The sequence below is a fragment of the Aequorivita sp. 609 genome, assembly GCF_014212065.1.
GTDB classification, from domain to species: Bacteria; Bacteroidota; Bacteroidia; order Flavobacteriales; family Flavobacteriaceae; genus Aequorivita; species Aequorivita sinensis.
The window spans coordinates 142,883-169,038 of record NZ_JACJVM010000005.1 but is presented as its reverse complement, the minus strand read 5'-3'; the positions used below and the strand labels follow the sequence as shown (position 1 = coordinate 169,038).

The window sequence follows — 26,156 nt, the reverse complement described above, 5'->3', positions numbered from 1 at the left end:
GTTTTTATTCGTTTATTTTAGAAAAGTTCATATTAATTTTAAATGGTTTACCATCAAGATTTACAGTTTGCTCCCAACGCATTGAATTTTCGTTAAGTTGAGTTAAGCGCAATCTATAACCAGCATTTGTATCTGATTTACCTTTGGCATTTGTAGGTTTAAGTAAGAAATCATACAACCCACTTGTTGGATCTATTTCTTGAATTGTAAAAATAAAGTTACGTTCACCAGTAGGACAATTAGAATTTTCGATATTGTATCTACCAGTATTATTGTTAGGGATAAAACGCCACATACTGCCTTCAAAACATTCTGCAGATGTGTCATTAAACATTGTAACGTTAAATGTACCAGACGAATCGTATGAAACTTCATCTAAATTCCAGTAACCTTTAATTACTTTACGAGATTCTTGTACTGTTTTTGGGGTACCGCAAGCAAAAGCGGTTGCAGCAACTAGTGCTAACATAATTAGTTTTTTCATAATTTTAAAATGTGATTTGTTTGTAAATAAATTGGTTAGAATAACACTATTTTCTAAATAGTCTAGAAAGTAGGGATAGCACTAGTAATACAATAAAAATCCAAAAAATAATCATTGCGATGTCAGTTGCACCATCTGCGATGCCCCCGAATCCAAAGATTCCAGCAATTATTGCTATTACCAAGAAAATAATAATCCAGCGTACCATATTGTTTAGTTTTAATGATTAGTATTTCACTAAAGTAAACAACAATTTTAACGTTTGTATTTCCTTTATCTAAAGTTTAACAGAGAGTGTTAAATGATTAATAAGATAATAAGTTAAATAGTTCTTTTTTAAATTTTCCTTTAGAAAGGTAACCTTTTTCAAGATTTGCGGCAAAAGGGATTGGTGTTTCTAAACTAGCCACACGTTTTACAGGTGCATCCAATTGTTCGAAACAATTCTCTGTAATTAAAGCTGAAATATCAGATGCTATTCCTCCAAACATGGAGTCTTCTTGAAGAATTATAGCCTTCCCTGTTTTCTTTACAGATTTATATATAGTTTCTGTATCTAAAGGCATAAGTGTTCGCAAATCTATTAGGTCTGCCTTAACTTCAGGGTTTTGCTCAAGAGTTTCAAGCGCCCAATGCACTCCTGCTCCATAGGTTATGATAGTAATATCTTCTCCTTCTTTTAGCAAGGCTGCTTTGCCTAATGGTAATGTAAAATAATCAGTAGGAACATCTTGTCGGATACTTCTATACAGTGCTTTATGTTCAAAGAAAAGGACTGGGTTTGGATCTTCAATGCTTGTTGCTAATAATCCCTTTGCATCATAAGGAAAAGCAGGGTATACAACTTTTAACCCTGGTGTATGTGTAAACCAAGCTTCATTTGTTTGACTGTGGAATGGTCCCGCACCTACTCCTGCTCCACAAGGCATTCTAATTACTACATCAGCTTTTTCGTTCCATCGGTAATGACTTTTTGCTAAATAATTAACTATCGGGTTAAATCCAGAACTAACAAAATCTGCAAACTGCATTTCTACAACTGCTTTAAAACCGTTTATTGAAAGCCCCATTCCCGTAGATACAATAGCTGATTCACATATAGGAGTGTTTCTAACTCTGTCTTTCCCAAATTGCTCTACAAAGCCTTCTGTGATTTTAAAAACACCACCGTATTCCGCTACGTCTTGTCCCATTATCACAAGGTTGTCGTGGCGTTCCATAGATTGTTTTAAGCCCTGAGAAATAGCGTCAATCAATCTAATATTTTCTTTTTCTGAATTTTCTTTAACCTCCTGATAATTAAATTCTTTATAAACATCATTTAACTCATTAGTTTCAGAAAATTCGATTACAGGTTCTGCAAAAGCTATCTCTAAATTTTCATCAATTTCCTGTTTAAATTCATCTTTAAACTCTTTAATTTTTTCTTCAGTAAGGATACCTTCAGCTAATAAATAGTTTTCAAAATTCACTAGTGGATCGCGTTCTTCCCACATTTCAATTAATTCTGAAGGAACGTATTTTGTACCACTAGCTTCTTCGTGACCACGCATTCTAAAAGTTTTAAATTCTAAAAGAACTGGACGAGGATTTATGCGCATGTCTTCAACTATACTTTTTAGCTTAGTATAAACTTCAAGAACATTATTACCTTCAATGATATGCGATTCCATTCCGTAGCCCACACCACGGTCTGCTATGTTTTCGCAATTGTACTGTTCATTTGTAGGGGTCGAAAGTCCGTAACCATTGTTCTCAACACAAAACAATACCGGAAGTTGCCATACAGACGCTACGTTTAATGCTTCATGTATATCACCTTCGCTCATTCCTCCTTCTCCTGAAAATACAGCGCAAACTTTCTTGTTGTTTTTTAATTTATTGGCTAATCCTATTCCATCAGCAACACCAAATTGAGGACCTAGGTGTGAAATCATACCAATAATGTGGAATTCTTGTGTTCCAAAGTGGAAACTTCTATCTCTACCTTTGGTAAAACCATTGGCTTTTCCCTGCCACTGTGAGAATAATCTATGTAAAGGAATCTCACGAGAGGTAAAAACCCCTAGGTTTCGGTGCATAGGTAAGATGTATTCATCTTTTTCTAATACAGAGGTTACTCCAATAGAAATTGCTTCCTGCCCTATTCCACTAAACCATTTTGAAATCTTTCCTTGACGAAGAAGAATTAGCATTTTTTCTTCAATTGTTCGCGGCTTTAACATAGCGCGATACAATTTTAATAATGTAGAGTCATCAAGACCTTTTCGGTCGTAATTATAGAATATTTGTGGAGTTGTTTCAGTTTTCATCTTAAAAAGTTATAACTATCAAAATTAGGAAAAAACCTGCATCTAAAAGGATTATTATAGCAAATTTTAACTTCGTATAAACTTTAACAATTTGGTATATTTGTAAATCTAAAATTCATTGAGAATTGTAAGAATTTTAAAGTAGCTTATAATAGTTATACAAAAATGTAGTTGATTATAAATTACAGACTTAGGCTTATTTCCTAAATCTTTAATTTCTAAACAATTAATAAATTCATTAAAAAATTGAAACTATGAATAATATACCAAGTGTTGATTTAGCTGATTTTCTTTCTGAAGATCCTAAAAGAAAACAAAAGTTTGTAGACGAAATTGGTTCGGCTTATGAAGATATAGGATTTGTTTCACTTAAAAATCACTTTCTTAGTGATAATTTAGTTGATGAACTTTATAAAGAAGTGAAAAGCTTTTTTGCACTTCCTGAAGAAACAAAAAAGAAATACGAAATTGAAGGTCTTGGTGGCCAACGCGGATATATTTCTTTTGGAAAAGAACATGCTAAGGGTAAAAAAGAAGGAGATTTAAAAGAGTTTTGGCATTTTGGTCAAGAACCATCTGTAGACGCCAATTTAGATGAAGATTACCCTGAAAACGTGCAAGTAAGTGAACTTCCAGACTTTAATCATACAGGAATGGAAGCCTACAGAATGCTTGAAAAAACTGGAATTTACGTACTAAGAGCTTTGGCATTATATATTGGAGTAGATGAGTTTTACTTCGATCATTGGGCTAATAACGGAAACAGTATTTTAAGGCCAATCCACTACCCTCCTATTACTGAAGAGCCAAAAGGAGCTGTTCGTGCAGGTGCTCATGGCGATATAAATTTAATCACACTTTTAATGGGAGCTTCTGCAGGAGGCTTACAAGTATTGAGAAAAGATGGAGAATGGATTGATGCAATCCCAAATGAAGATGAACTAGTAATAAACGTAGGTGATATGTTAGAGCGTCATACTAATAACAAACTTCGTTCAACTATACATCGCGTAGTAAATCCACCTCGTGAAGAATGGGATACACCTCGTTATTCTATTCCTTTTTTTATGCACCCTCGTAGTGATATGAAATTAAACTGTATGCCAGAGTGTATCGATGAAGATCATCCTAAAGCATATGAGGATATTACTGCAGGAGAGTTTCTTCACCAACGTTTGGTAGAAATCGGACTGATAAAAAAGTAGCCTTTTCGACTTCACTCAACACCCAATTTTTGATATTGAGAATAGCGAAATATAAATCTTAAACTTTACAATTTGAATTCTTTAGAAGACCAATTAAAAAACCTATTTCCAGATCACGAACCAGAAGACGTTCCTGAAACAGAGGAAGAATCAACAATTTGGTTACAAGACGAGCCTCTTATTTGTAAATACGAAAAACGAAAAGGCAAACCTATTACTATAATTGAAGGGTATAATGGTGCAGATTCGGATTTTAAAATACTTTCGAAAGAAATAAAGAAGCTTTTAAGTGTTGGTGGAAGTTTTAAAAATGAACAAATTATAATTCAAGGTGATTATCGCGATAAGATAATGAAGTTTTTGAAGGATAAGGGATTTAAAGTAAAACGTGTAGGAGGGTAACTGAAGTTTAAAGAAATCGACTTGAAGCACCTATTTTATACATAGTTAATCACAAAGAATTAATATGCAATCAGAATCTATAAAATCTAGTGAATTAATATTAACACCTGAGGGTAAAATTTATCATTTAAATCTTGCTCCTTCCGAGTTAGCTCCAACAGTAATTACCGTTGGCGACCCAGGTCGAGTTGAAATGGTTTCAAAATACTTCGATTCTATTGAAGTAAAAGCTGAACATCGTGAATTTAAAACACATACAGGTAATTTCAAAGGAAAACGTATCAGTGTTATTTCAACTGGAATTGGTCCAGATAATATTGATATCGTTTTTAACGAACTCGATGCTTTAGTAAACATTGACTTTGAAAATAGAACAATTAAAAAGAAACTTACTTCTCTCGATATTATTAGAATTGGAACATCTGGTAGCTTAACTGATGAAATTGAAGTAGATAGTTTCTTAATAAGTGCTATAGGTATTGGCTTAGATAATGTTATGCATTATTACAATGATATTGACACTATTTTTGAACGGGATTTTGCCCAAAAATTTATTGATCATACACAATGGAATCCAGATAATTCGGTTCCTTATGCTGTTAAGGCTGATAAAAGTTTATTAGAAAAATTATCTTCAGATAAAACTTTTAAAGGAATTACTATAACTAATGTAGGTTTTTATGGTCCACAAGGGCGTGTGCTTCGCGCTAGATTAAGAGATGAAAATCTTAACGAAAAACTTACTTCATTCCGTATAAATAAAAAGAAAATTACGAATATGGAAATGGAAACGGCAACGATGTATGGTATGTCTAAATTACTAGGTCATAGTGCTATTTCAATGAATGCAATTATCGCTAATCGCGCCACAGGTAGTTTTAGTAAAAACTCGTATAAAACTATCGATGAGCTTATTCAATATACTTTAGAAAAAATTGTACAATGAAAAATTTTTTAATCGGCGGTGTGCCGGAACACTTTAATTTACCTTGGTATATTGCATTGCGCGATAAGGAATTTCACAGGAAAGATATCAATTTGCGTTGGAAAGATTTTCCTGAAGGAACAGGCCATATGGTTCAAGCTTTACGTGATAAAGAAATTGATATGGCAGTAATTCTTACTGAAGGAATTGTTCGCGATATTATTAATGGAAATGACTGTAAGATTGTGCAGGTTTTTGTGAAATCGCCTTTACTTTGGGGGATTCACGTAGCCGCCAACTCAGAATATAACGCAGTGGAAGACTTAAAAGGTACCGAAGCAGCAATTAGTCGATACGGATCTGGATCGCATTTAATGGCTTATGTAAATGCCGAAAATCTAGAGTGGGATTTACAATCCGATTTAAAATTTAAAGTAATCCAAGATTTAAATGGTGCAATAGAAGGGTTGCCTAAAGGTAATGGTGATTATTTTATGTGGGAAAAGTTTATGACAAAACCGCACGTAGATAATGGCACCTTCCGATTAGTAGGCTTATCTCCTACTCCATGGCCAAGTTTTGTGATTGCTGTTAGAAATGATGTTTTAGAAAATGAAGCAGATTGTATTCAGGCTATATTGGATGTAATTAACAAGACTACAGCCAACTTTAAAGATTTACCAGAAATAGACGAAATAATTGCAAAACGCTATGGTCAGAAAATAGAAGATGTTCGTGAATGGTTATCATTAACAGAATGGTCTGATGTGCAATTAACATCGAAAGAACTTCAAAATATACAGCAAAAACTTTTAGAACTTCAGTTAATCGATTCTAAGGTTCAAGAAGACAGCGTGTTACATGAATTCTAAAAAAAATCTTAATATTTACGCAACCCAAAAGTATTACTTGCATCTTATTTATATAAAATCAAGTATTATGACAACTTTTTTAATCATTTTGGGAGCGTTGTTAGTTACAAACTTCTTGTTGCTACAGTTTAGTTGTAATGACGCAAATGCCGATACTGAAGTACCTGAGGAAGAATAGTAAGCTTCGATTCTTCTTTTAAGTTAACAGTGTTTTCTGGCTATTTCGCTTAGTAAACTTTGTAATAATTTATAGGGCTTAATAAATTTTAGTCTACCACTCAATTGGACTTTTTCCAATTTCAATCAAATAATCATTTGCTTTACTAAAGTGTTTGTTTCCAAACCAGTAACCCCTGTTTGCTGCTAATGGAGATGGATGTCCGCTATTTAATACCAAATGCTTAGCACTATCGACTTTAGAACCTTTCTTTTTAGCAGGTCCACCCCAAAGTAAAAAAACAATGCCTTCTTTTTCTTCAGAAAGTTTTTGAATTATAGCATCAGTGAATTTTTCCCAACCTCTTTTTTGATGACTACCCGCTTGATGTGCTCTAACAGTTAAAGTAGCATTCAACATTAAAACTCCCTGCTCTGCCCATCGAAGTAAATAGCCATTATTTGGAATCTCTTTACCAACATCTGTTCTAATTTCTTCAAAAATATTCTTTAAGGATGGCGGAATAGCCACTTTCTCCCCTACTGAAAAACACAATCCGTGTGCTTGACCATCTCCGTGATAAGGATCTTGACCTATAATCACCACTTTAACTTCGTTAAATGGTGTATGATTTAAGGCCGAGAATATTTGATTTTCAGGTGGAAAGCATTTCGATGTTTTATATTCATATTTCACAAATTCCATTAAATCTTTGAAATATGGTTTTTCGAATTCATCTTTTAAAATCGCCCTCCATCCAAGCTCTATTGTTATCTGCATTATACTTACTTTTGTGAACACAAAAATAAGATAACATATTCACGAATAGGTGGGGGTTTGAATTTTTTAATTATTTAAAAAATAAAAGAAAAAGCCTCATTTATCAATCTAAAACTTACTAATAGGTTTCATTCAATCGTTAGCGTTTTAGTTGTTTTGATGTATTAGAATTAAGAAAATCCCAAGAGTAATCTGTATGATTAAAATTGATAAAAAAACTTTAGAGGATCTTGAGTTTCCAACCGTCCTGAATCAGATTTCAGAATTATGTGTTACTGAACCTGGTCGGGAACAGGTTCTTTCAATAAGACCGTTTCAGGAATTTTCTGAAATTGAACCTGAATTATTGCGCTTAAAAGAATTCACGGTATCTTTTGAAGGCGATAATAAGATACCCAATCACGGTTTCGATCCTATTTTTAGAGAGCTTAAACTATTCAGTATAGAAAATAGTACTTTGGAGATTTCAGGCTTCAGAAAAATTCTTTCTATATCAGAAACTACTCGAATTTTATTAAAATTCTTCAAGAAATATGAAGAGTTTTACGTACAGCTTAATGCTTTTTCTGAAGAAGTAAATTACACTTCAATTATTTCAGAAGAAATTAATAAGAAAGTTAATAAATACGGCGAGATTAAAGATGAGGCTTCTATCGAATTAGGGACAATTCGCAGGAGGTTAAATGTTGTAAAAGGAAAGATTAATTCTTCTTTTACTAAAGCACTTTCGCAATACTCACAAAACGATTATTTAGACGACATTCGTGAATCGGTTGTTGAAAATCGTAGAGTACTTGCAGTAAAAGCAATGCACCGTAAAAAAGTAAGAGGTGCAGTTTTGGGTAGTTCAAAAACTGGGAGTATAGTTTATATAGAGCCCCAAGAAACTCTGGAGTTTGCAAATGAGTTAAGCAATCTACTGTATGAAGAAGGAGAAGAAATTAAACGAATTTTAAAAGCATTAACTGAATTTGTTCGTCCGTATGCCGAGCTTCTAGCTAGTTATCAAGAATATTTAACTACTATGGATGTGCTTTATGCGAAGGCTAAGTACGCACTTAAAATAAATGGAGTCCTTCCTATTCTTACCTATAAGACTGAAGGAAATAATTCGGAGAAAAAGATTTCTTTACTGGAAGCGTATCATCCTCTATTGTTGATTTCAAATAATAAGAGGAAACAAAAAACTTACCCTCAAAGCATTGAATTAATTCCAGAAAAGCGGATTATCGTTATTTCCGGACCTAATGCAGGTGGGAAAAGTATTACGCTTAAAACAGTTGGTCTGTTGCAAGTAATGCTACAAAGTGGTATGTTGATTCCAGTAGAGCCACAAAGTGAAGTAAGCTATTTCAAACGTATTTTAACCGATATTGGAGATAATCAATCTATTGAAAATCACTTAAGCACTTATAGTTATCGTTTAAAAAAGATGAATTATTTTCTTAAAAAGTGTAATAAGAATACTCTTTTTTTAATTGATGAATTTGGTACTGGTAGTGATCCAGAATTAGGAGGTGCATTAGCAGAAACTTTTTTAGAAGTCTTTTACGAACGCAATGCATTTGGAATTATAACTACTCATTATACCAATTTAAAACTATTGGCAAATGAACTTCCTCATGCTATTAATGCAAATATGCAATTTGATAGTAGGTCTTTAGAACCTTTATATAAGTTACATTTAGGTGAAGCTGGAAGTAGTTATACTTTTGAAGTAGCTCAAAAAAATGGGATTCCGTATAGTTTAATAAATAAAGCTAAAAAGAAAATTGAGCGTGGAAAAGTAAGATTTGATAAAACGATTGCTAATCTTCAAAAAGAACGCTCAAACCTTAGAAAAACCTCTGAATCCCTAAAATCTGAGGAACAAAAAGCACGTATTGAAAGCAAACAGCTTGAAGAAATAAACGCTCGAGTACAAGAAAAATTAGAAAGCTATCAAGAATTATTCGACTCTAACCAAAAGCTTATAAGTCTTGGTAGAAAGGTTGATTCTCTTGCAGATAAATACTTCAATAATAAGAAGAAAAAACAGCTTATTGACGAGTTTATGAAGCTTGTTATGATTGAAAATAGCAAACGAAAAAAGCTTGCGCCTAAGGTGAAAAAAGCTGTAAAAGCGAAAAAACAAAAGGTAATTCAAGAAGTGGAGAAAAAGGTTGAAGTAATTCGAGAAAGAAAGAAAATCGAAAAAGAAGAAGCTAAAAAACTCCCGCCACCAAAACCAAAAGTTACTTTAAAAATTGGGGATAGAGTGAGAATGATAGAGGGAAGAGCAATAGGAACAATAGATACCATAGAAAAAAATAAAGCTTTTGTAAATTATGGGACTTTTACTACTAATGTAAGTTTAACTGAATTGGAGAAAGTATAATTATAAAAATTCCAAAACGTAAGCATCAAACTTCAAAAACGAACCTCTTAAAAATTAGGATTAGTTTTGAATTTGATTTAAGAGCTTATTAATAACGATTATGATTGAATCTCATAAAATAATTTTATTCGACGGTGTTTGCAATCTTTGCAACGGCGCGATTAATTATGTTATTAAACGAGATCAGAAAAACGTTTTCAAATTTGCTGCTCTTCAGAGTGAAATAGGACAAGAACTTACTGCAAAATTCAAAATTGATGGCTCAAAGGTAGATTCTATTATTCTCATTGATGGCGATAAACATCATGAAAAATCTACGGCAGCACTATATATAGCAAAACATCTTTCGGGTGCATATCCCCTACTTTTTGGGTTTATAATAGTTCCAAAATTTATCAGAAATGCCGTATACGATTATGTAGCTAGAAATAGGTATAAGTGGTTTGGGAAAAAGGATAAATGTATGATTCCTACAGCAGAGTTGAAAAATAAGTTTTTATAGGTTTCAAAGGATTAACTGTTAGTTTGCAACAATTGCGAAGTTATCAAAACCTGCAAAGTCTTCTTGACCATTTTGTTTAATCCTTATTTTTAAAGAAACTGAATTTGTGCCAGGTGGGAGTATTTCTTCTATTACTCCACTATCTGACACTCCTCCAACGCCATTTTGTCCCTCAATTAGGGTTACTTCAGGTTGTGTGATACCATCAATAATTAAAGTGTAATAAGCGTTATCACCACCGTCATATTCAAAAAACTCATAATAAAAACTCATTGTCGCACCGTTAGAAGCATTTGAAATATCTATAGTCTCAAAAGTTAATGTAGCATAATCTGCAGTGCCATTTCCGTTTTCTGTATCGTTTAAATCCATTATGCCCAAGAAATTATTGGTTAATGTTGTAATTACATTAAAACCTCCATTAGTAGCATCAGTCACTCCAAAAAAACCTTTGCTACCATTATCAAAAAACGGAACATTTGATGTAAACCCCCAACTTGTATGGAGATCAAAGTTATGGTATAAGTTAACAAAAGCTAATGTGTAATTACAATGTACATCTTCCCAACCAGAGCCATTCCACATTTGCAAGCAATTTAAATCTTCAGTAAACACAAGTAAACCAACATCAGAAGTACTAGGATTAATATTATCTCTTGCTCCCACATCAGGTACACGAGGAGGCATAAATCCGCCAAAGGATACACCGTCCGAAGTACTACTTACTTCCAACATAGAGGCAGCTGAAGGGGTAGTTGTGCCAATACCAACTTGGGAATAAGATATCCCGGAAATTAATAAAATACTAAGTAAAAAAAGCAACCTCTCCATAACCAACAGATTTACAACATTAACAATGCAGTATTTCTAAATTATAGACTTAGAAAAATTTATGAGGAGTATGCTAATATAGAAATAAAATATACAACTTCAAAATGTAAAACACTAATAATCAGGATGTTTATGAATCGTAGTCAAATGTTTCAGAAGGGTTTTTTCTAGCTTTATAGTTTAACATGCCTTCTCCCTTTGCAATTATACTACATACGGTTGCATCACCCGTAACATTTACGATTGTTCTAAACATATCTAGGATTCGATCGACAGGGAAAATTATAGCAATCCAAGCTGGATTTAAGCCAACCGATTCTAAAACAATTATAAGCATTACCAAGCCAGCACTTGGTACAGCGGCAGAGCCAATTGAGGCCAATGTAGCAGTAATTACAATAGTTAGTTGTTGCCCTATGGTAAGATCGATCATGTGTAATTGTGCAAGAAAGACTACTGCAACAGCTTGGTAGAGACAAGTTCCATCCATGTTTACAGTTGCTCCAATTGGTAAAACAAAACTGGTGATTTTTTTATCTACGCCTAAATTTTCTTCAACACATTCCATTGTTACGGGTAGTGTAGCAGCACTACTGGATGTTGAAAAAGCCAATGTTTGTGCTGGCGCCATCGCTTTAAAGAACCCTCTATATGGAATGCTTCGTACGAAAAGCTTCATAAAAAGAGGATAAATAATAAATATCATTAACATTAATCCTAAGAAAACAGTTAATGAATACCAACTAAGACCTTTAAATATTTCGTAAACTTTACCTATATCATCCCCCGCCATTTGGCTCACAACTCCTGCTAATAACGCAAATACGAAAAATGGAGCTGCTTGCATAACCAGGTCTACCATTTTTAGGAAAACCTCCATAGTCCCATCCATAAAGTCGGTTACAGGTTTTGATTTTTCGTTGGGAATTAACAGCAAACAAACTCCGAAAAATATTCCGAAGAATATTATTTGAAGCATTAAACCATTATTAGTAAGTGAGAAAAAGAAGTTTTCTGGCACTATATCTATTAGGGGTTGTAAAGGAGTACTTTCTTTGGTTTTTTTAGCTGTCTCTAATTTATCTGAAACTGATGCATCTTTTAATTCTCCTTTAGATAAGGTTGTTATTTCTTGTGCTCTTTCAAAAAAGGCTGGGTCTTGTAAGTAATTTATTCCATCCTTTATTTGATGCCCCTTAGAATCCGCCCAAAGCTCATAGCTTATACGGTTATCTATTCTACTTTGTTCATCTATCAATTTACCAGGCTTAATAGTATTTACAAGAATTAGCCCTAAACTCACAGCAAACAATGTTGTAAATAAATAAGCTAAAAGTGTCTTACCTCCCATTCTACCTAAGCTAGAAGGATCGCCAATATTTGCAACTCCAGTGATAATAGAAACTAATACTAATGGAACTGCAATTAACTTTAACAGGTTTATAAATATTTTACCAAATGGAGCAATCCAATCTAAAGTAAATTCACTCCATCCTAATTTACTGGAAAGTAATGCCCAAATTATACCTAATACAAGTCCGATTATAATTTTCCAGTGAAGTGCGATTTTTTTCATATTGAAGTTTTGATACTAGATTATTAACTGTGGTAAATTATTTAAAATAGACGGTTTACAAAATTCTAATTTATTTTTGAAATTTTATTCAACAACCAAAAATCAGCAATAACTAAAGCTGCCATTGCCTCTACTATAGGAACAGCACGAGGTACCACACAAGGATCGTGTCGACCTTTTCCCTCAGCAATTACCTTGTTCCCTTTGCTATCTATAGTTTCTTGTTTTTGCATAATAGTAGCAACTGGTTTAAATGCTACTCTAAAATAGATATCCATACCATTGCTTATTCCTCCTTGAATTCCGCCGCTTAAATTGGATTTTGTAGAACCATCGGAATTGAAAAGGTCGTTATGTTCACTTCCTTTCATCTTTGCACCGCAAAACCCACTGCCATATTCAAATCCCTTTACAGCGTTAATTGAAAGCATTGCTTTTCCCAACTCTGCGTGAAGTTTATCGAATACAGGTTCTCCTAATCCTGCTGGTACGTTTTCTATTACACAAGTAATTGTTCCGCCCACAGTATCACCATTTTTTCTGGTTTCTCTGATAAGCTCTTCCATTTTTTGAGCGCTTTTCGCATCAGGACATCGAACTAGGTTACTTTCGATCTTTTTAAAATCGAGCGCTTGATAAGGTTTATCTATAAAAATATCTCCAACTGAAGATACAAAAGCGTTAATTTTAATTTCCTTAATTAGTTGTTTCGCAATTGCTCCGGCTACAACTCTACATGCAGTTTCTCGTGCAGACGACCGTCCACCACCACGATAGTCGCGATTTCCGTATTTTTTATCATAAGTATAATCGGCGTGAGAAGGTCTATATACGTCTTTTATATGGCTGTAATCCTTACTCTTTTGATTGGTGTTTTCAATTATGAACCCAATGGGAGTTCCTGTAGTTTTTCCTTCAAAAATTCCCGAAAGAAATTTTACTTCATCTTCTTCTTTTCGTTGAGTGACAATGGCAGATTGCCCAGGTTTACGCCGCTGCATTTCAGAATTAATTGCCTCGAAGTCTATTGAAATCCCTGCAGGACAACCATCTATCACCCCACCAATAGCCTCTCCATGAGATTCGCCAAAAGTGGTGATTTTAAAGATTTTTCCAAAAGAATTGCCCGCCATAGATTGGTTTTGAACAAATGTAAACTTTCGAATTTAATAATTCAAGGATTCAAAATTCAAAATTCAAGATTTATCATTTAAAAACTTGAATTACAGGTATATTTAAAATCTATTTGGTGTGAATTTACTTTAAAGCATTTTTAAGAATTGTAACTGGATGCAAAGCCTTACGACCTGTGCCATCAAAAATCTGATGCCTACAACTCGTCCCATTAGCCGAAATAATAGTTTCTTCGGTAGTTTTTCTAACAGCTGGAAAAAGTTTTAGCTCTCCTATTTGCATACTCATATCGTAATGTTCCTTTTCATAACCAAAACTCCCAGCCATCCCACAACAACCTGAAGTAATTATAGTTGGTTTGAAGTTTTCCGGGATGTTTAGTATATCAAAAGTTACTTTTTGGTTACTAAGGGATTTTTGATGACAATGTGAGTGAATTTTAATGTGTTTTTCTTCAGAAGTAAACATACTAGAAGAAATATTACCTCTTTCAAACTCACTAGCTAAGAATTCTTCTATTAAATAACTGTGTTTTGAAATATTTGTAGCTGAAGTTTTATCAGTTGCTAATCGGAGGTACTCATCGCGAAAAGAAAGAATTGCAGAGGGCTCAATCCCTATTAAAGGAGTAGTTGCAGATATCTTTTCTTTTAGCTTATTTATATTCTTGTCAACCTCTTTTTTTGCTTCCTCTAAAAAGCCTTTTGAAAGTAAGGCTCTGCCGCTATCCAAGGTATCAATAATGTTAACTTTATAACCTAAACGCGATAGAAGTACAAACGAATCAACAGCGATGTCTGTATCCAAATAATTGCTAAACTCATCAACAAATAAAAATACCTCCTTCTGAATTAAAATTTTTTTATTTCTTTCTTTTAAAGATAGTTCAACTGTTTTACTTAAACCTTTGGTTGAAATTAAGGGTAGGCTTCTATTAGGATGAACTCCCCCAATATTTTTGATGAAACTGGAGGTCAAATTGTTTGAAAAAATCCAATTTGAAATTTTAGGAAACTTGGAGGCTAATCTGTTTAACTGAGTGCTTTTTCCAAAGAGTTTGTTAGAAAATGAAACTCCATTTTCTTTGTTATATTGATATAAAAATTCTGCTTTTGCAGTACTTATATCTACATTACTAGGACATTCACTTGCACAAGCTTTACAGCTTAAACATAAATCAAATACCTTTTTTAAGTCTTCAGAATTGAATTTATTTACGGCCTTATTGTTAGTTAACACTTCTCTTAAAGCATTTGCTCTAGCCCGAGTGGTATCTTTTTCATTTTTTGTAGCATGATAACTTGGACACATAGCTCCGGCAGCTTCAGCGCTTTTTCTACAATCCCCACTGCCATTGCATTTTTCAGATAATCGAAGAATTCCCTCAGAATCACTAAAATCCATCAAGGTTTCGATTTTGGGTTCTACTCTATTCACTTCATAACGAAGCGATTCATCCATTTTAAGGGCATCTACAATTTTACCAGGATTAAAGGTGTTTTGTGGGTCAAATGCTTTTTTTACTTTTTTTAATAGGTCGTAATTCTTCTCTCCAATCATTAAAGGAATAAACTCTGCACGTACTATTCCATCGCCGTGTTCTCCCGAAAACGATCCATTGTATTTCTTACAAAGTAATGCAACATCAGTGGTGATTTTTCTGAAATACTGAACACCTTCATCTTTCTTTAAATTTAATATAGGACGTAAATGCAATTCTCCTGCTCCTGCGTGAGCATAATAAACAGCTTGTTGATTATATTTTTTCATTAAAGCTGAAAACTCTTTTATGTATGCAGGTAAATCTTCCAAAGCCACTGCAGTATCCTCAATACATGCAACTGCTTTTCTATCACCGACCATATTCCCTAAAAGCCCTAGCCCGGCTTTACGAAGTTCCAAAGCCATAGTTATTTCATCACCTCTTAAAACTGGATTATGATAACTATAATTTGAATTTTTTAAGGAAGTCAACAAAGAGTTTACTTGGTTTTGAAGATCTTCCTCTGAATTACTCTTTAATTCTAATAATAAAATAGCCTTGGGATTATCTTTTACGAAGAAGCGATAAGGCTCATAAGTTTTATTGTTATTAGTGCAACTCAAAATAACATCGTCCATCATTTCGCAGGTGTGCAGATTGTGCTGCATTGCTACCACAACGTCGTTTAAACACGAATCGAGGGATTGATAGTGAGTAGCTATCATTGCTGTATGTATGGGCGGCAATGGTTCTAATTGAAGTGTAATTTCAGTAGTAAAGGCTAATGTTCCCTCGCTGCCACAAAGTAAATTACAGATGTTTATTTTATCTTCAAAGTCACCAAAAACAGATGTATTTATTAAACTATCTACTGCGTAGCCTGTATTTCTACGATGTATTTCAGGTTTTGGAAACTCTTTTCTTATTTCTTTTTGAACTTCTTTAGGAGATAATGCTTTATAAAGCTTTTTATAAATTTCACCTTCTAAGGAATTCAAATTTGTTTTAGCCTGAAACTCTTCTTTTGTTAGTGGTTCAAATATGACTTCGCTACCATCCGAAAGGATAGTTTTCAATTTTAAAACCTTATCACGAGTTGTACCGTATTGAATAGATGTTGTACCGCTACTATTGTTCCCAACCATTCCTCCTATCATACATCGATTGCTAGTTGAAGTGTTTGGTCCGAAGAAAAGGCCGTATGATTTTAAATATTGGTTCAACTCGTCTCTAATAACCCCTGGTTGAAGGGTAACTGTTTTCATTTCAGTATTTACTGAAATTATATTTGTAAAATGTTTTGAAACATCTACAATTATACCCTCCCCTACACATTGTCCCGCAAGAGAAGTTCCGGCTGTTCGAGGGATTAGTGAGATATTATTATTACTAGCGAAATTTACTAATTGCTTAATTCCACGTTCACTAGTAGGATATGCTACTGCAAGCGGGATTTTTCTATAAACAGAGGCATCCGTTGCATATAGCATAGTATGTAGTGAATCAATGTTAAATTCACCATTAAATATCTTTTTAAAATCTTGGAGTTGCTTCTTCATATATTAATGTAAATGTAGAAAATTCCTTAACAAAAGTTTGTAAAATTTGAGATGTAGATTGGCACACTGTTAACTAAAAATAACTTGAAATACGTCTATTTTTGTAATGTTTATAACTAAAAAGCAAATTATGAAAAAAACAATTTTATTAGTATTCACAGTGTTTGCATTAGGTTTGCAAGCCAATGCCCAAGAAATAGCAAAAAACGCTATTGGTATTCGTTTAAGTGAAAGTGACGGTTTTGGTCCTGAAGTAAACTACCAAAGAGCTCTTGGCGAAAACAACAGATTAGAGTTAGGTTTGGCAGTTCACAGTAAGAAGTATTGGGACGCTGTAAAACTTACAGGAATTTATCAGTGGGTTTGGAATATTGATGGAGGTTTTAATTGGTATGCCGGACCAGGTTTAGGTGCTGGTGTAGTTAATTACGATAAAAAACATTGGGACTACGATAATAGATACGATGATTCTGAAGCTTTTGCATTTTTAACAGGAGATGTTGGTATAGAATATAGCTTTGATTTTCCATTGCTAGTTTCTTTCGATTTCCGCCCTCAAATTAACTTGGGATATAGAGATGACGTAAGCTTCGACGTAGGTATTAGTGCTCGTTATCAATTCTAAGAATTGTAAAATATTAATATAAGATGCCCCATTTATTGGGGCATTTTTATTTTCATGTAATAAGTAAATTATTATTCAATAGTTTCATAGGTCTTTACATTTTTATAACTTGTACAAAATGAGCATTATGGATACAAGTTATATAGATTTACATTGTCATCCTTCGCTAAAGCCTTATAGTAAAAGTTTTAAATATAAGCCCACAAAGCAAAATGCGCTTGATCCAAATCGCAAAAACTCTATATGGCACTATAGTCCTCCTAATTTCTTAGAGAAATTTGTCAATCGTTTGTTTACGTTAACCAAATTCACTCAAACCGACCTTACTACCCTTGCCAAAACTAAAACGAAAATTGTAATAATTGCGCTCTACCCTTTTGAGAAACATTTTTTTGGAAAGGAAGTTATAGGGATTAAAGGGGTAACCGATGTTCTAGTAAACCTTGCAGCAAGTATTAGTCAGTCGCGGATGGATAATATTCGAAGTAATGAAAACTATTTTGAAGACCTAGTTGATGAGTATAATTACTATTTACAACTTCATAATCAGGTTCAAAAAATAGAGGGAAAAATATATACTTATCGCATTGTTACAAGTTTCCAAGACATAGAAGCCAATTTAACGCAGGAAACTGAGTCTAAGAAAATTATTAATATCATACTTTCTATTGAAGGAGGACATAGCTTCAACACAGGGCTAGTTATGAGTAAAAATACGGCCAACAAAAATGAAGTTCTAAGAAATGTTTTGGCTGTAAAAAACTGGAAACACCAACCATTGTTTCTAACGCTTGCCCATCATTTTTATAACGAACTATGCGGTCACGCCCGCAGTATTTCTATTTCTTTATTAAAGAAAAACCAAAATAGAGGATTAAACTCTGGAATAACAGAATTAGGTTATGAAGTAATTGAACTATTACTCGATAATATGGAAGGAAAGAGAATACTTATAGATATAAAACACATGAGTACAGCTTCTAGAAAGGCTTATTACAAATTTTTAGACGCAAAATACGCTGCTGAGAACATACCTATAATTGCAAGTCACGCCGCTTGTAATGGGAAGCATTCAATTGTACAATGGGATAAAGTAGGTATAATTAACCATCGAGAATGGTTTGCAGATATTGATATTAATTTTTACGACAGTGAATTAATACGCATTGCCAAAAGCAACGGAATATTTGGAATTCAATTAGACGAACGTCGAATAGGAAGTAAAAAGGAAATAAACAATAGTAAAATCTATATTCCCAATAAGAGAAAACAACTCAAGAAAAAATCGCTATTAGTATGGAGACAAGTTGTGCATATAGCAGAAGTACTTGATGAGCAAAATCTATTTTGCTGGGGAATACAAAGTATCGGTAGCGATTTTGATGGAATTGTAAATCCAATAAATGGTCTTTGGACTGCAGAAAATATGAAAGATTTAGCTGAAGAAATGCTTAATCACGCTAAAGACTATCTTTCAAATAATTTAAACAACTTGAATGAGTTTAACAGAATTTCCGCAGAATCTATTGTTGCACGCGTGATGAACGAAAATGCAATGCTTTTTATAAAAAGGAACTACTAAAACTTATTTGTTTTGTTTCTGAAGAATAGCTTCTTTATATAGATTTTCGTACAAGGGAACAATTTTTTCTGTATCGAACACCATTGCTGCTTCAACAGCCTGTTTTTTGAATTTATTTAAAGTTTCATCCGATGACAAAATCTTTAAAGCATTTTCAGCCATTTCAGCAACATTACCAACATCACTTAAAAATCCGCTTACCCCATCAATATTAACTTCTGGTAACCCTCCAGTATTACTAGATACAACAGGAACTCCACAAGCCATAGCTTCTAAAGCAGCAAGTCCAAAGCTTTCTTTTTCTGATGGAAGTAGAAATAAATCTGTAAAACACAATATTTTATCCACTTCATTACTATTACCTACAAATAGAACTTTTTCTTCTATGCCTTTGTTCACACATAATTGTTCGCAGGCTTCACGTTCCGGACCTTCACCAACCATTATTAATTTTGAAGGAATTTTTTTCTGAATTCTATCAAATATTTCAATTACGTCGGTTACGCGTTTTACTTTGCGAAGATTACTAATATGCGATATAATACGTTCTTCTGGAAGTGCCATTAGCTCGCGCTGACAATCGGTATAAGTATTAATTTTTTTAGGAATTTCTATAAAATTAGGAACAACGTGAATCTCCTTTCTAATATCAAAAAGATGAAGTGTATCTTCCTTTAAACTTTGAGAAACCGAAGTAACAACATCACTATTATTAATGCTAAAAGTAACAGCTGGTTTATAAAAGGGATGGCTCCCCACCAAAGTAATATCGGTGCCGTGTAGCGTTGTTACCATCGGAATATGAATATTCTCCTCTGCTAACATTTTCTTGGCCATATACCCCGCGTAAGCATGTGGAATGGCATAATGCACGTGCAAAACTTCAATTTTATGAAGTTTTACCATATCTACTAATTTGCTCGATAGTGCAAGTTCATACGGTTGAAAATGAAATAAAGGATATTCTGGTACAGAAACTTCGTGAAAATGTATGTTTTTTGATAGCAACTCTAATCTAACAGGTTGTTTGTAAGTTATAAAATGTATTTCGTGGCCGTGTTCTGCAAGAGCTAAACCTAATTCTGTAGCTACAACACCACTTCCTCCGAAAGTAGGATAACATACTATTGCTATTTTCATAATTTTCTATTTTGAAACTAAATTAGACATAATAGAATTATTAAAGTTTATTTTTAATAATCAATAGCGTCGTAAATTGCTTCTTGAATTAAACTTCTTAAGTCACTTCTAATTAGTTTTCTGTTTTCTGAATCTGGAAAGGTTCTGTTTGATAAGAACACATATACTATTTCTTGTTCTGGATCTGCCCATGCGAAAGTTCCAGTAAATCCGCTGTGGCCAAAACTCGTCATGGAAACACAGCCACACGTTGGACCAACAGTTCCTAATTGAGGTTTGTCAAATCCAACCCCTCTTCTTACATTATCTTCACAATAATAACAGGTGTTGAATTTATCTAAAACATCCGGATTGAAGAATCTAGTTCCGCCATAAAATCCTTTCCATAAAAACATTTGCATGATTTTAGCAACATCATTACTATTTGAAAATAATCCCGCGTGACCTCCTACTCCGCCAAGCATCGCTGCTCCTTGATCGTGTACATAGCCTTGAACTTTTTGTTTTCTAAAAATGTTGTCTTGCTCTGTTGGAGGAATCTCATTCTTAGAAAACTTTTTCAGCGGCTGGAATAAGGTATAATTAGCGCCTAACGACTCGTAAAGGTTTTCCTGCACAATGTTTTCAAGTGGTTTGTTATATTTTCTCTCTAAATATTCCTTTAGTATATAATATGGTAAATCACTGTATTTATATGATTTACTCGAGTTTAAATCACTTTCACGAATAGTTTTGTAAATCGTATCAATGTAATCACGTCTTAAGTATAGATTTTCTGCAACTTCAACATTGTAGTCTTTATCCGGGCTACTAGCGTAATATTTTGATGATACTCCTGTTTTTTCATCATTTAGCGTGTTTCTATAAAATGGAATCCAAGGTTTCAAACGAGCGTAATGTGAAAGCATTTGCTTTAAACTAACATTAGATTTATTAGTTTGTTTGTACTCTGGAAGCATTTCTGAAAGCTTGGTGTTTAACGTTAGTTCTTTACTGTCAACTAACTCCATCACTATCGGAAGCGTAGCTAAAATTTTGGTAAGAGATGCAAGGTCGTAGATATCAGTATTTTTTACTTCATTTTTTTTGTCGTAATCGTGATAACCAAAGCTTTTTTGATAAATTACTTTTCCCTTGCGAGCTACCAATATTTGAGCTCCAGGATACATACCTTGTTCAAGTCCAACATTGGCAAGCGAATCAATTTTTTTAAGTTTATAGCTATTTACCCCAACACTTTCAGGCGTTCCGTATTGTAATCTTCGCAATGATTTAGTTTGCATAAAGGTATTTAATGGAAAATCTTCTCCTAATGATACTGGAAGTTTACCTTTCCCATCTATAGCCCCAAAAATTAATTGAGCAGACAATTGCTGAGATATCTTACTATTTTGATAAGACATAATGACTCCTTCAAAATTAGCTGTGGTTTTAACATCTAGCATAGCGTAAGGTCGAGCAAATACGTCAAGAATTACAGTGTTTGTACGAGCAATTTCATACATCCAAACTAATTCCTTTTGGGTAAACTTATAGCTTTTCCAAGGGTTTTCATTGCTCTTGTGGAACCCGATTATAACATAATTATACTCTTTTAACTTCTGAATATAATCATCTAAACTATTAGCCTTTACCCAATGTACATTTCCATATTTCTTAAGTTCATTCAAGAAATCTTCACCTGAATCATCACCAAAATTTACATAAGCTATTTTTTTCTTCTGTAAATCTTTAATAGGAAGAATTGCGCGGTCATTTTTAATAACCGTAAGCGCATTACTCATTGCTTCTTCGTAAAGAACATCATCGTTTATAGAATTCAAATCTTCTAATAAATATGCTGTTTTAACAGGTTTATAGTTATTTAGCCCAACTTTATATTTGGCATAAAGAATTTTCTTAACTGAATAAGCCAAACGCTTTTCGGTTATGGTTTCATCATTATAAGAATTTATTAGAAAACTTACTGCCTTTGGAATATCTTCGGAAATAAGAAGAATATCATTTCCAGCTAAGAATGCTGCTAATTCAATTTCACCAGGCTTCTTAAAGTTTGAAGCACCTTTCATATTAAGTGCATCTGTAAAAATAAGGCCGTTGAAGCCCATTTCGTGTTTTAGAAGATCTGTTACCACCTTCGTAGAAAGTGATGATGGATAATTCATTTGTGGCTCTAATGAAGGTACATTTAAGTGTGCAATCATTACACTGTTTAGGCCTTCATTAATTAATTTTCTATATGGGTATAACTCTAAAGTGTCTAATCTTTCTCTTGAAAAGTCAATAGTAGGCAGGGTTTTATGGCTATCCATATCGGTATCGCCGTGACCTGGAAAATGCTTTGCACTTCCCATAACGCCTGCACTCTGCATTCCTTTCATAAAAGCAAGAGCTTTTTCGGTAACATTGTCGCGGTCTTCACCAAATGAACGATTGCCAATTATAGGATTTTCAGGGTTTGTATTAATATCAACTACGGGAGCAAAGTTTATATGTACTCCAAGTCGTTTAGAATGTTCACCGATTCGTTTCCCTACTTTTTCAACAATTTTATTGTTCGTAATCGCTCCTAATGTCATATTCCAAGGAAAAGCATAGGTAGAATCTAAACGCATTGATAACCCCCACTCTGCATCCATACCAATCATAAGTGGTACTTGGGCAAGTGCTTGAAATTCATTATTCAACTTTGCTTGACGCATTGGTCCTCCTTTAGAGAAAATTACGCCACCTAGATGATACTCAGTTATGAGGTTTTTTATTTTATCTGTTTTTGATTTAGGATCGCTAGAAAATATATCAGCCATAAAAAGCTGACCAATTTTTTCTTCTAAAGACATATTATCATAGATGCTATCAACCCATTTTTTTTGATTTTGAAAATCTTTTTTAACAATTAACGGATTGATTTCTTGTGCTATTGTCGGGAAACAAAAGCATAAAAAAATGCAGGCAAGAAAAAACTTATTCATAGCTACAAAAAAGGTTTAAGATAAAAATCGTGCATGCCAACTTTCAGATGCGGGGACTTCCCAATTCTCAAGGTATTCTGCTTTAGTATTTACAAGATTATTGAAAACTACAGTGTTTTTTGAAACAGATTTATCTTTAGCCATCTTTCTAAAATCTGTAAGCGGTTTATGAGCAATATACTCGCCAGTATAGAAAGTAACGTTCATTTTATCAAGAAGATCTACATCAAACTTTTCCTCTAAGGATTGTATAAAATGAACAGAAGCATCAATACTACAACCAGATGCTGAAGCATTTGCTTGGTTAAGCCCTAACACAATAAATCGGTTGTATTTAATTTGAAGTCCTGCTTCAAGTTCGGCACCGTGAGCAGTCCATTTTGTAAGGAAATCGTTTGTAAGCTCTGTTATTTTGGCAACTTCGTCGTCGCTCAATTTTCTATTCGCCTGATAAATCCAAACTCTGGAATCATCTGGCAGATTTGTAAAATCTGTTAACATTATTGGAAAATTAAAGTGATTAATTAGAATTACAAACAAATCATTCACCAAGTATTCATGGAGAAGATAGTGTTGGAATTCAACTATTAATAATGGTGATTGTTTATTCGGAAAACTTATAGGTCTTCCGCACTTGCAATCATTTCTGCAACGTCCATTACTTGTACGCTGTCTTCAGCATTCTTGGCTTTTACACCATCGGTCATCATTACCATACAGAACGGACATCCAGTAGCAATTATTTCAGAAGAAGTTTCTAAAGCCTGTTCTGTTCGCAAAACGTTTACATCTTTGTCGCCAGCTTCAGGTTCTTTAAACATTTGAGCTCCACCAGCACCACAACACATGCCTCGTTTTTTATTTCGTTTCATTTCCACCAATTCCATCTCCAATTTTTCGAGAAGTTCTCTAGGCGCTTCGTACTCATTATTAGCACGTCCTAAATAACAAGGATCATGGAAAGTGATTTTTTTACCTTTAAACTTCCCGCCTTCTACTTTTAATCTTCCTTCTTTTAGTAATGATTTTAAGAATTGAGTATGGTGCATTACTTCGTAACTACCACCTAATTCTGGATATTCATTTTTTAAAGTATTAAAACAATGCGGACAAGTAGTAACGATTTTCTTTACACCATAACCATTTAAAACTTCAATATTGGTCATAGCCTGCATTTGGAACAAAAATTCGTTTCCTGCTCTTTTTGCAGGGTCGCCATTACAGCCTTCTTCAGTTCCTAAAACAGCAAAATCTATATTAGCTTTGTTAAGAAGTTTTACAAAGGCTTTAGTAATTTTCTTTGCACGGTCATCAAAGCTTCCAGCACAACCTACAAAAAAAAGAACTTCTGGTTGTTTCCCTTGAGCCGCATATTCCGCCATTGTAGGCACTTTTATTTGTTCACTCATTATATTGGTCTTATCTGTTAATTATTAAATGACAATTGGCGTTTACAACTGCATTTAATTATTTCTCTAACTATTTTTTAGTCTTCAAAAACTTCAATCGTTACTTCTTTTTCAACTAAGTCGGTAAATTTTCCTTTGTAACGGGTGGCTTTAACTAGATGGTTATCCACCCAATGGTAATTGCCACCACGTGGTTTCCCCATTAACATACTGTGATATTTAAAACCGTGTTTTTTTAGCCAGGTTTCAGTAATTTCACGATGTGCTTCTGTACGGGATGTGAAAAAGCAAATAATATGACCTTCATCATACCATTTGTTTAAGGTTTTTAAAGCGTCGGGAAAAGGTTTACAGGTGGCCATTCGTTCAGGTTCCTCGTTTGGGATATCGTCTGTAATGGTTCCATCAATGTCAATTAGGTAGTTTTTTACACCTTCTGGAAGAATTGGGCTCACGTGTTCACCTTTTTCAATCTTCTCACTCAACATTTTATCTACTTCTCCTTTCTTCATCCTAACTTTTATTTACTTCTCATTTTTCCAATTAAGTCTGTCCATTTGGTTGTAAGGCCAAGGCGCTCCATTGTTTTCGATGTTTGTCATTGCCACATTCAATTCAGCAGGTGCAGCCGACTGCTCCATTACTAGGTATTGACGCATTTCCATTATAATACTTAATGGGTCGATACTTACTGGGCAAGCTTCAACACAAGCGTTACAAGTTGTACAAGCCCATAATTCTTCACGAGTTATATAATCGTCTAATAATTGTTTACCGTCGTCTTTAAACTCACCATTCTTATCTATATTTTTACCTACTTCCTCCAATCGGTCACGGGTATCCATCATAATTTTACGAGGTGATAATTTTTTACCGGTATTATTTGCTGGACATTCATCTGTACATCTACCGCATTCGGTACACGTATATGCGTTAAGGAGTTGAATTCTACTTAAATCCATTACATCACTAGCTCCAAATTTTGAAGGTGCTTCTGTAGCGCCTTCAGCTGGTGCTGCAAATGGATCGATATTAGGATCCATCATCATTTTCACTTCATTGGTAACAGATTCAAGGTTTTTAAATTTACCTTTAGGGACTACTTTTCCGAAATAAACATTAGGAAAAGCAAGTATAATATGAAGGTGCTTAGAAAAGTATAAGTAATTTAAGAAAGCTAAAATTCCTAAAATGTGTAACCACCAAGCGGCGCGCTCTATAATATGAAGCGTTCCTTCTGGAGTGTCACTAAACATAGAAGCTACGTATTTAGAAACCACATTTCCGTTATTCATTTCTTGAAACGGAACATCTGTTGCATTCATTACAAGAAATAAAATCATCAATACCATTTCAAAGTAAAGAATAATATTTCCATCACTCTTAGGCCATCCTTTCATTTCAGATTTCCAAAATCTGCGGATTTTAATAATGTTTCTTCGTATCCAGAATACTATAACAGAAACTAAAACTAAAAGCGCTAATATTTCAAAAGAGCCGATTAAAAATCCGTAAAAACTACCTAAAGAAGAGAAAATTCGATGTGTACCAAAAATTCCATCGATAATTATTTCTAGAACTTCAATATTGATAATTATGAATCCAACATAAACAATAATATGAAGGAAACCAGAAATTGGTCTAACTGTCATTTTAGACTGTCCAAGTGCAATGCGAAATACATTTGCCCATCTTTCACTTGTATGATCAGAAGCGTCTACTTTCTGACCTAACTTAATATTGCGAATTACTTTTCGAATGTTAAGGGTAAAATAACCTATACCCGCCACTAAGGCAATGATAAAGAGAATGTTTGGAATGTATTGCAT

The 26,156-nt window shown here is 33.8% G+C and carries 22 protein-coding genes; 8 read left to right on the top strand and 14 right to left on the bottom strand.

The window, feature by feature from the left end; translation table 11 throughout:
• Positions 1–4: 4 nt before the first annotated feature.
• The 3 genes from H4O20_RS03210 to H4O20_RS03200 all read right to left on the bottom strand — a co-directional run bounded on the left by H4O20_RS03210 (position 5) and on the right by H4O20_RS03200 (position 2,796).
• On the bottom strand, positions 5–484 hold the full coding sequence (locus H4O20_RS03210; RefSeq protein WP_139854661.1) for a lipocalin family protein: 480 nt from the start codon (positions 482–484) through the stop codon (positions 5–7).
• A 46-nt stretch (positions 485–530) separates the two neighbouring features.
• Positions 531–692 (bottom strand): DUF1328 family protein, encoded by a 162-nt coding sequence (locus tag H4O20_RS03205; protein ID WP_139854662.1) that lies wholly within the window; start codon positions 690–692, stop codon positions 531–533.
• Between the two features lie 97 nt (positions 693–789).
• Positions 790–2,796, bottom strand: a complete 2,007-nt coding sequence (locus H4O20_RS03200) for a thiamine pyrophosphate-dependent enzyme (RefSeq protein ID WP_139854663.1) — start codon at positions 2,794–2,796, stop codon at positions 790–792.
• Positions 2,797–3,050: 254 nt separating this feature from the next.
• On the opposite strand from H4O20_RS03200, the gene H4O20_RS03195 reads away from it, so the two are divergent.
• The 4 genes from H4O20_RS03195 (at position 3,051) to H4O20_RS03180 (ending at position 6,200) form a co-directional block, all read left to right on the top strand.
• Positions 3,051–4,001: an isopenicillin N synthase family oxygenase gene (locus tag H4O20_RS03195; protein WP_139854664.1), complete on the top strand. Its 951-nt coding sequence runs from the start codon at positions 3,051–3,053 to the stop codon at positions 3,999–4,001.
• Positions 4,002–4,073: 72 nt separating this feature from the next.
• Entirely contained in the window at positions 4,074–4,403 is a 330-nt protein-coding gene (locus tag H4O20_RS03190) for a translation initiation factor (RefSeq protein ID WP_139854665.1), read from the top strand.
• 64 nt (positions 4,404–4,467) lie between these two features.
• Positions 4,468–5,349: a nucleoside phosphorylase gene (locus tag H4O20_RS03185; RefSeq protein WP_185098260.1), complete on the top strand. Its 882-nt coding sequence runs from the start codon at positions 4,468–4,470 to the stop codon at positions 5,347–5,349.
• A complete protein-coding gene (locus H4O20_RS03180; RefSeq protein ID WP_185098259.1) occupies positions 5,346–6,200 on the top strand; it encodes a substrate-binding domain-containing protein in 855 nt (284 codons plus the stop codon). Before H4O20_RS03185 ends, H4O20_RS03180 begins: the two co-directional genes overlap by 4 nt.
• Before the next feature lie 271 nt (positions 6,201–6,471).
• On the opposite strand, the gene ung is transcribed toward H4O20_RS03180, so the two are convergent.
• Positions 6,472–7,137, bottom strand: coding sequence for a uracil-DNA glycosylase (ung, locus tag H4O20_RS03175; protein WP_139854668.1), 666 nt, complete (start codon positions 7,135–7,137; stop codon positions 6,472–6,474).
• A gap of 196 nt (positions 7,138–7,333) precedes the next feature.
• Here ung and H4O20_RS03170 point away from each other — a divergent pair, with 196 nt between their 5' ends.
• Entirely contained in the window at positions 7,334–9,514 is a 2,181-nt protein-coding gene (locus H4O20_RS03170; RefSeq protein WP_185098258.1) for a DNA mismatch repair protein MutS, read from the top strand.
• Positions 9,515–9,614: 100 nt separating this feature from the next.
• Positions 9,615–10,016: a thiol-disulfide oxidoreductase DCC family protein gene (locus tag H4O20_RS03165; RefSeq protein ID WP_185098257.1), complete on the top strand. Its 402-nt coding sequence runs from the start codon at positions 9,615–9,617 to the stop codon at positions 10,014–10,016.
• An 18-nt stretch (positions 10,017–10,034) separates the two neighbouring features.
• Here the strand turns inward: H4O20_RS03165 and H4O20_RS03160 are convergent, their stop codons facing one another.
• The 4 genes from H4O20_RS03160 to H4O20_RS03145 form a co-directional block, all read right to left on the bottom strand.
• Positions 10,035–10,847, bottom strand: a complete 813-nt coding sequence (locus tag H4O20_RS03160; protein WP_185098256.1) for a hypothetical protein — start codon at positions 10,845–10,847, stop codon at positions 10,035–10,037.
• Between the two features lie 130 nt (positions 10,848–10,977).
• Positions 10,978–12,423 carry a dicarboxylate/amino acid:cation symporter gene (locus H4O20_RS03155; RefSeq protein ID WP_139854672.1) on the bottom strand — a complete coding sequence of 482 codons (1,446 nt, stop codon included), beginning with the start codon at positions 12,421–12,423 and terminating at the stop codon, positions 10,978–10,980.
• A 65-nt stretch (positions 12,424–12,488) separates the two neighbouring features.
• A complete protein-coding gene (gene aroC, locus H4O20_RS03150) occupies positions 12,489–13,556 on the bottom strand; it encodes a chorismate synthase (RefSeq protein ID WP_139854673.1) in 1,068 nt (355 codons plus the stop codon).
• 124 nt (positions 13,557–13,680) lie between these two features.
• Complete coding sequence (locus H4O20_RS03145) at positions 13,681–16,599, bottom strand: FAD-binding and (Fe-S)-binding domain-containing protein (protein WP_185098255.1); 2,919 nt, start codon at positions 16,597–16,599, stop codon at positions 13,681–13,683.
• Between the two features lie 130 nt (positions 16,600–16,729).
• On the opposite strand from H4O20_RS03145, the gene H4O20_RS03140 reads away from it, so the two are divergent.
• Both H4O20_RS03140 and H4O20_RS03135 read left to right on the top strand, forming a co-directional pair.
• The gene (locus tag H4O20_RS03140; RefSeq protein ID WP_139854675.1) at positions 16,730–17,224 is read left to right on the top strand and encodes a hypothetical protein; all 495 of its coding nucleotides are present in this window, start codon (positions 16,730–16,732) and stop codon (positions 17,222–17,224) included.
• A 127-nt stretch (positions 17,225–17,351) separates the two neighbouring features.
• Complete coding sequence (locus tag H4O20_RS03135; RefSeq protein WP_185098254.1) at positions 17,352–18,806, top strand: membrane dipeptidase; 1,455 nt, start codon at positions 17,352–17,354, stop codon at positions 18,804–18,806.
• A gap of 3 nt (positions 18,807–18,809) precedes the next feature.
• On the opposite strand, the gene bshA is transcribed toward H4O20_RS03135, so the two are convergent.
• From bshA to H4O20_RS03105, 6 genes are all read right to left on the bottom strand, one after another.
• Entirely contained in the window at positions 18,810–19,946 is a 1,137-nt protein-coding gene (gene bshA, locus H4O20_RS03130) for an N-acetyl-alpha-D-glucosaminyl L-malate synthase BshA (protein WP_139854677.1), read from the bottom strand.
• A 53-nt stretch (positions 19,947–19,999) separates the two neighbouring features.
• The gene (locus H4O20_RS03125; protein ID WP_139854678.1) at positions 20,000–22,918 is read right to left on the bottom strand and encodes a glycoside hydrolase family 3 N-terminal domain-containing protein; all 2,919 of its coding nucleotides are present in this window, start codon (positions 22,916–22,918) and stop codon (positions 20,000–20,002) included.
• Positions 22,919–22,933: 15 nt separating this feature from the next.
• On the bottom strand, positions 22,934–23,419 hold the full coding sequence (locus tag H4O20_RS03120) for an ABC transporter ATPase (protein ID WP_139854679.1): 486 nt from the start codon (positions 23,417–23,419) through the stop codon (positions 22,934–22,936).
• A 116-nt stretch (positions 23,420–23,535) separates the two neighbouring features.
• Positions 23,536–24,327, bottom strand: a complete 792-nt coding sequence (locus tag H4O20_RS03115) for a (Fe-S)-binding protein (protein WP_185098253.1) — start codon at positions 24,325–24,327, stop codon at positions 23,536–23,538.
• Between the two features lie 77 nt (positions 24,328–24,404).
• Positions 24,405–24,839: a phosphoheptose isomerase gene (locus tag H4O20_RS03110; RefSeq protein ID WP_139854681.1), complete on the bottom strand. Its 435-nt coding sequence runs from the start codon at positions 24,837–24,839 to the stop codon at positions 24,405–24,407.
• Between the two features lie 12 nt (positions 24,840–24,851).
• On the bottom strand, positions 24,852–26,156 hold the full coding sequence (locus tag H4O20_RS03105; protein WP_185098252.1) for a (Fe-S)-binding protein: 1,305 nt from the start codon (positions 26,154–26,156) through the stop codon (positions 24,852–24,854).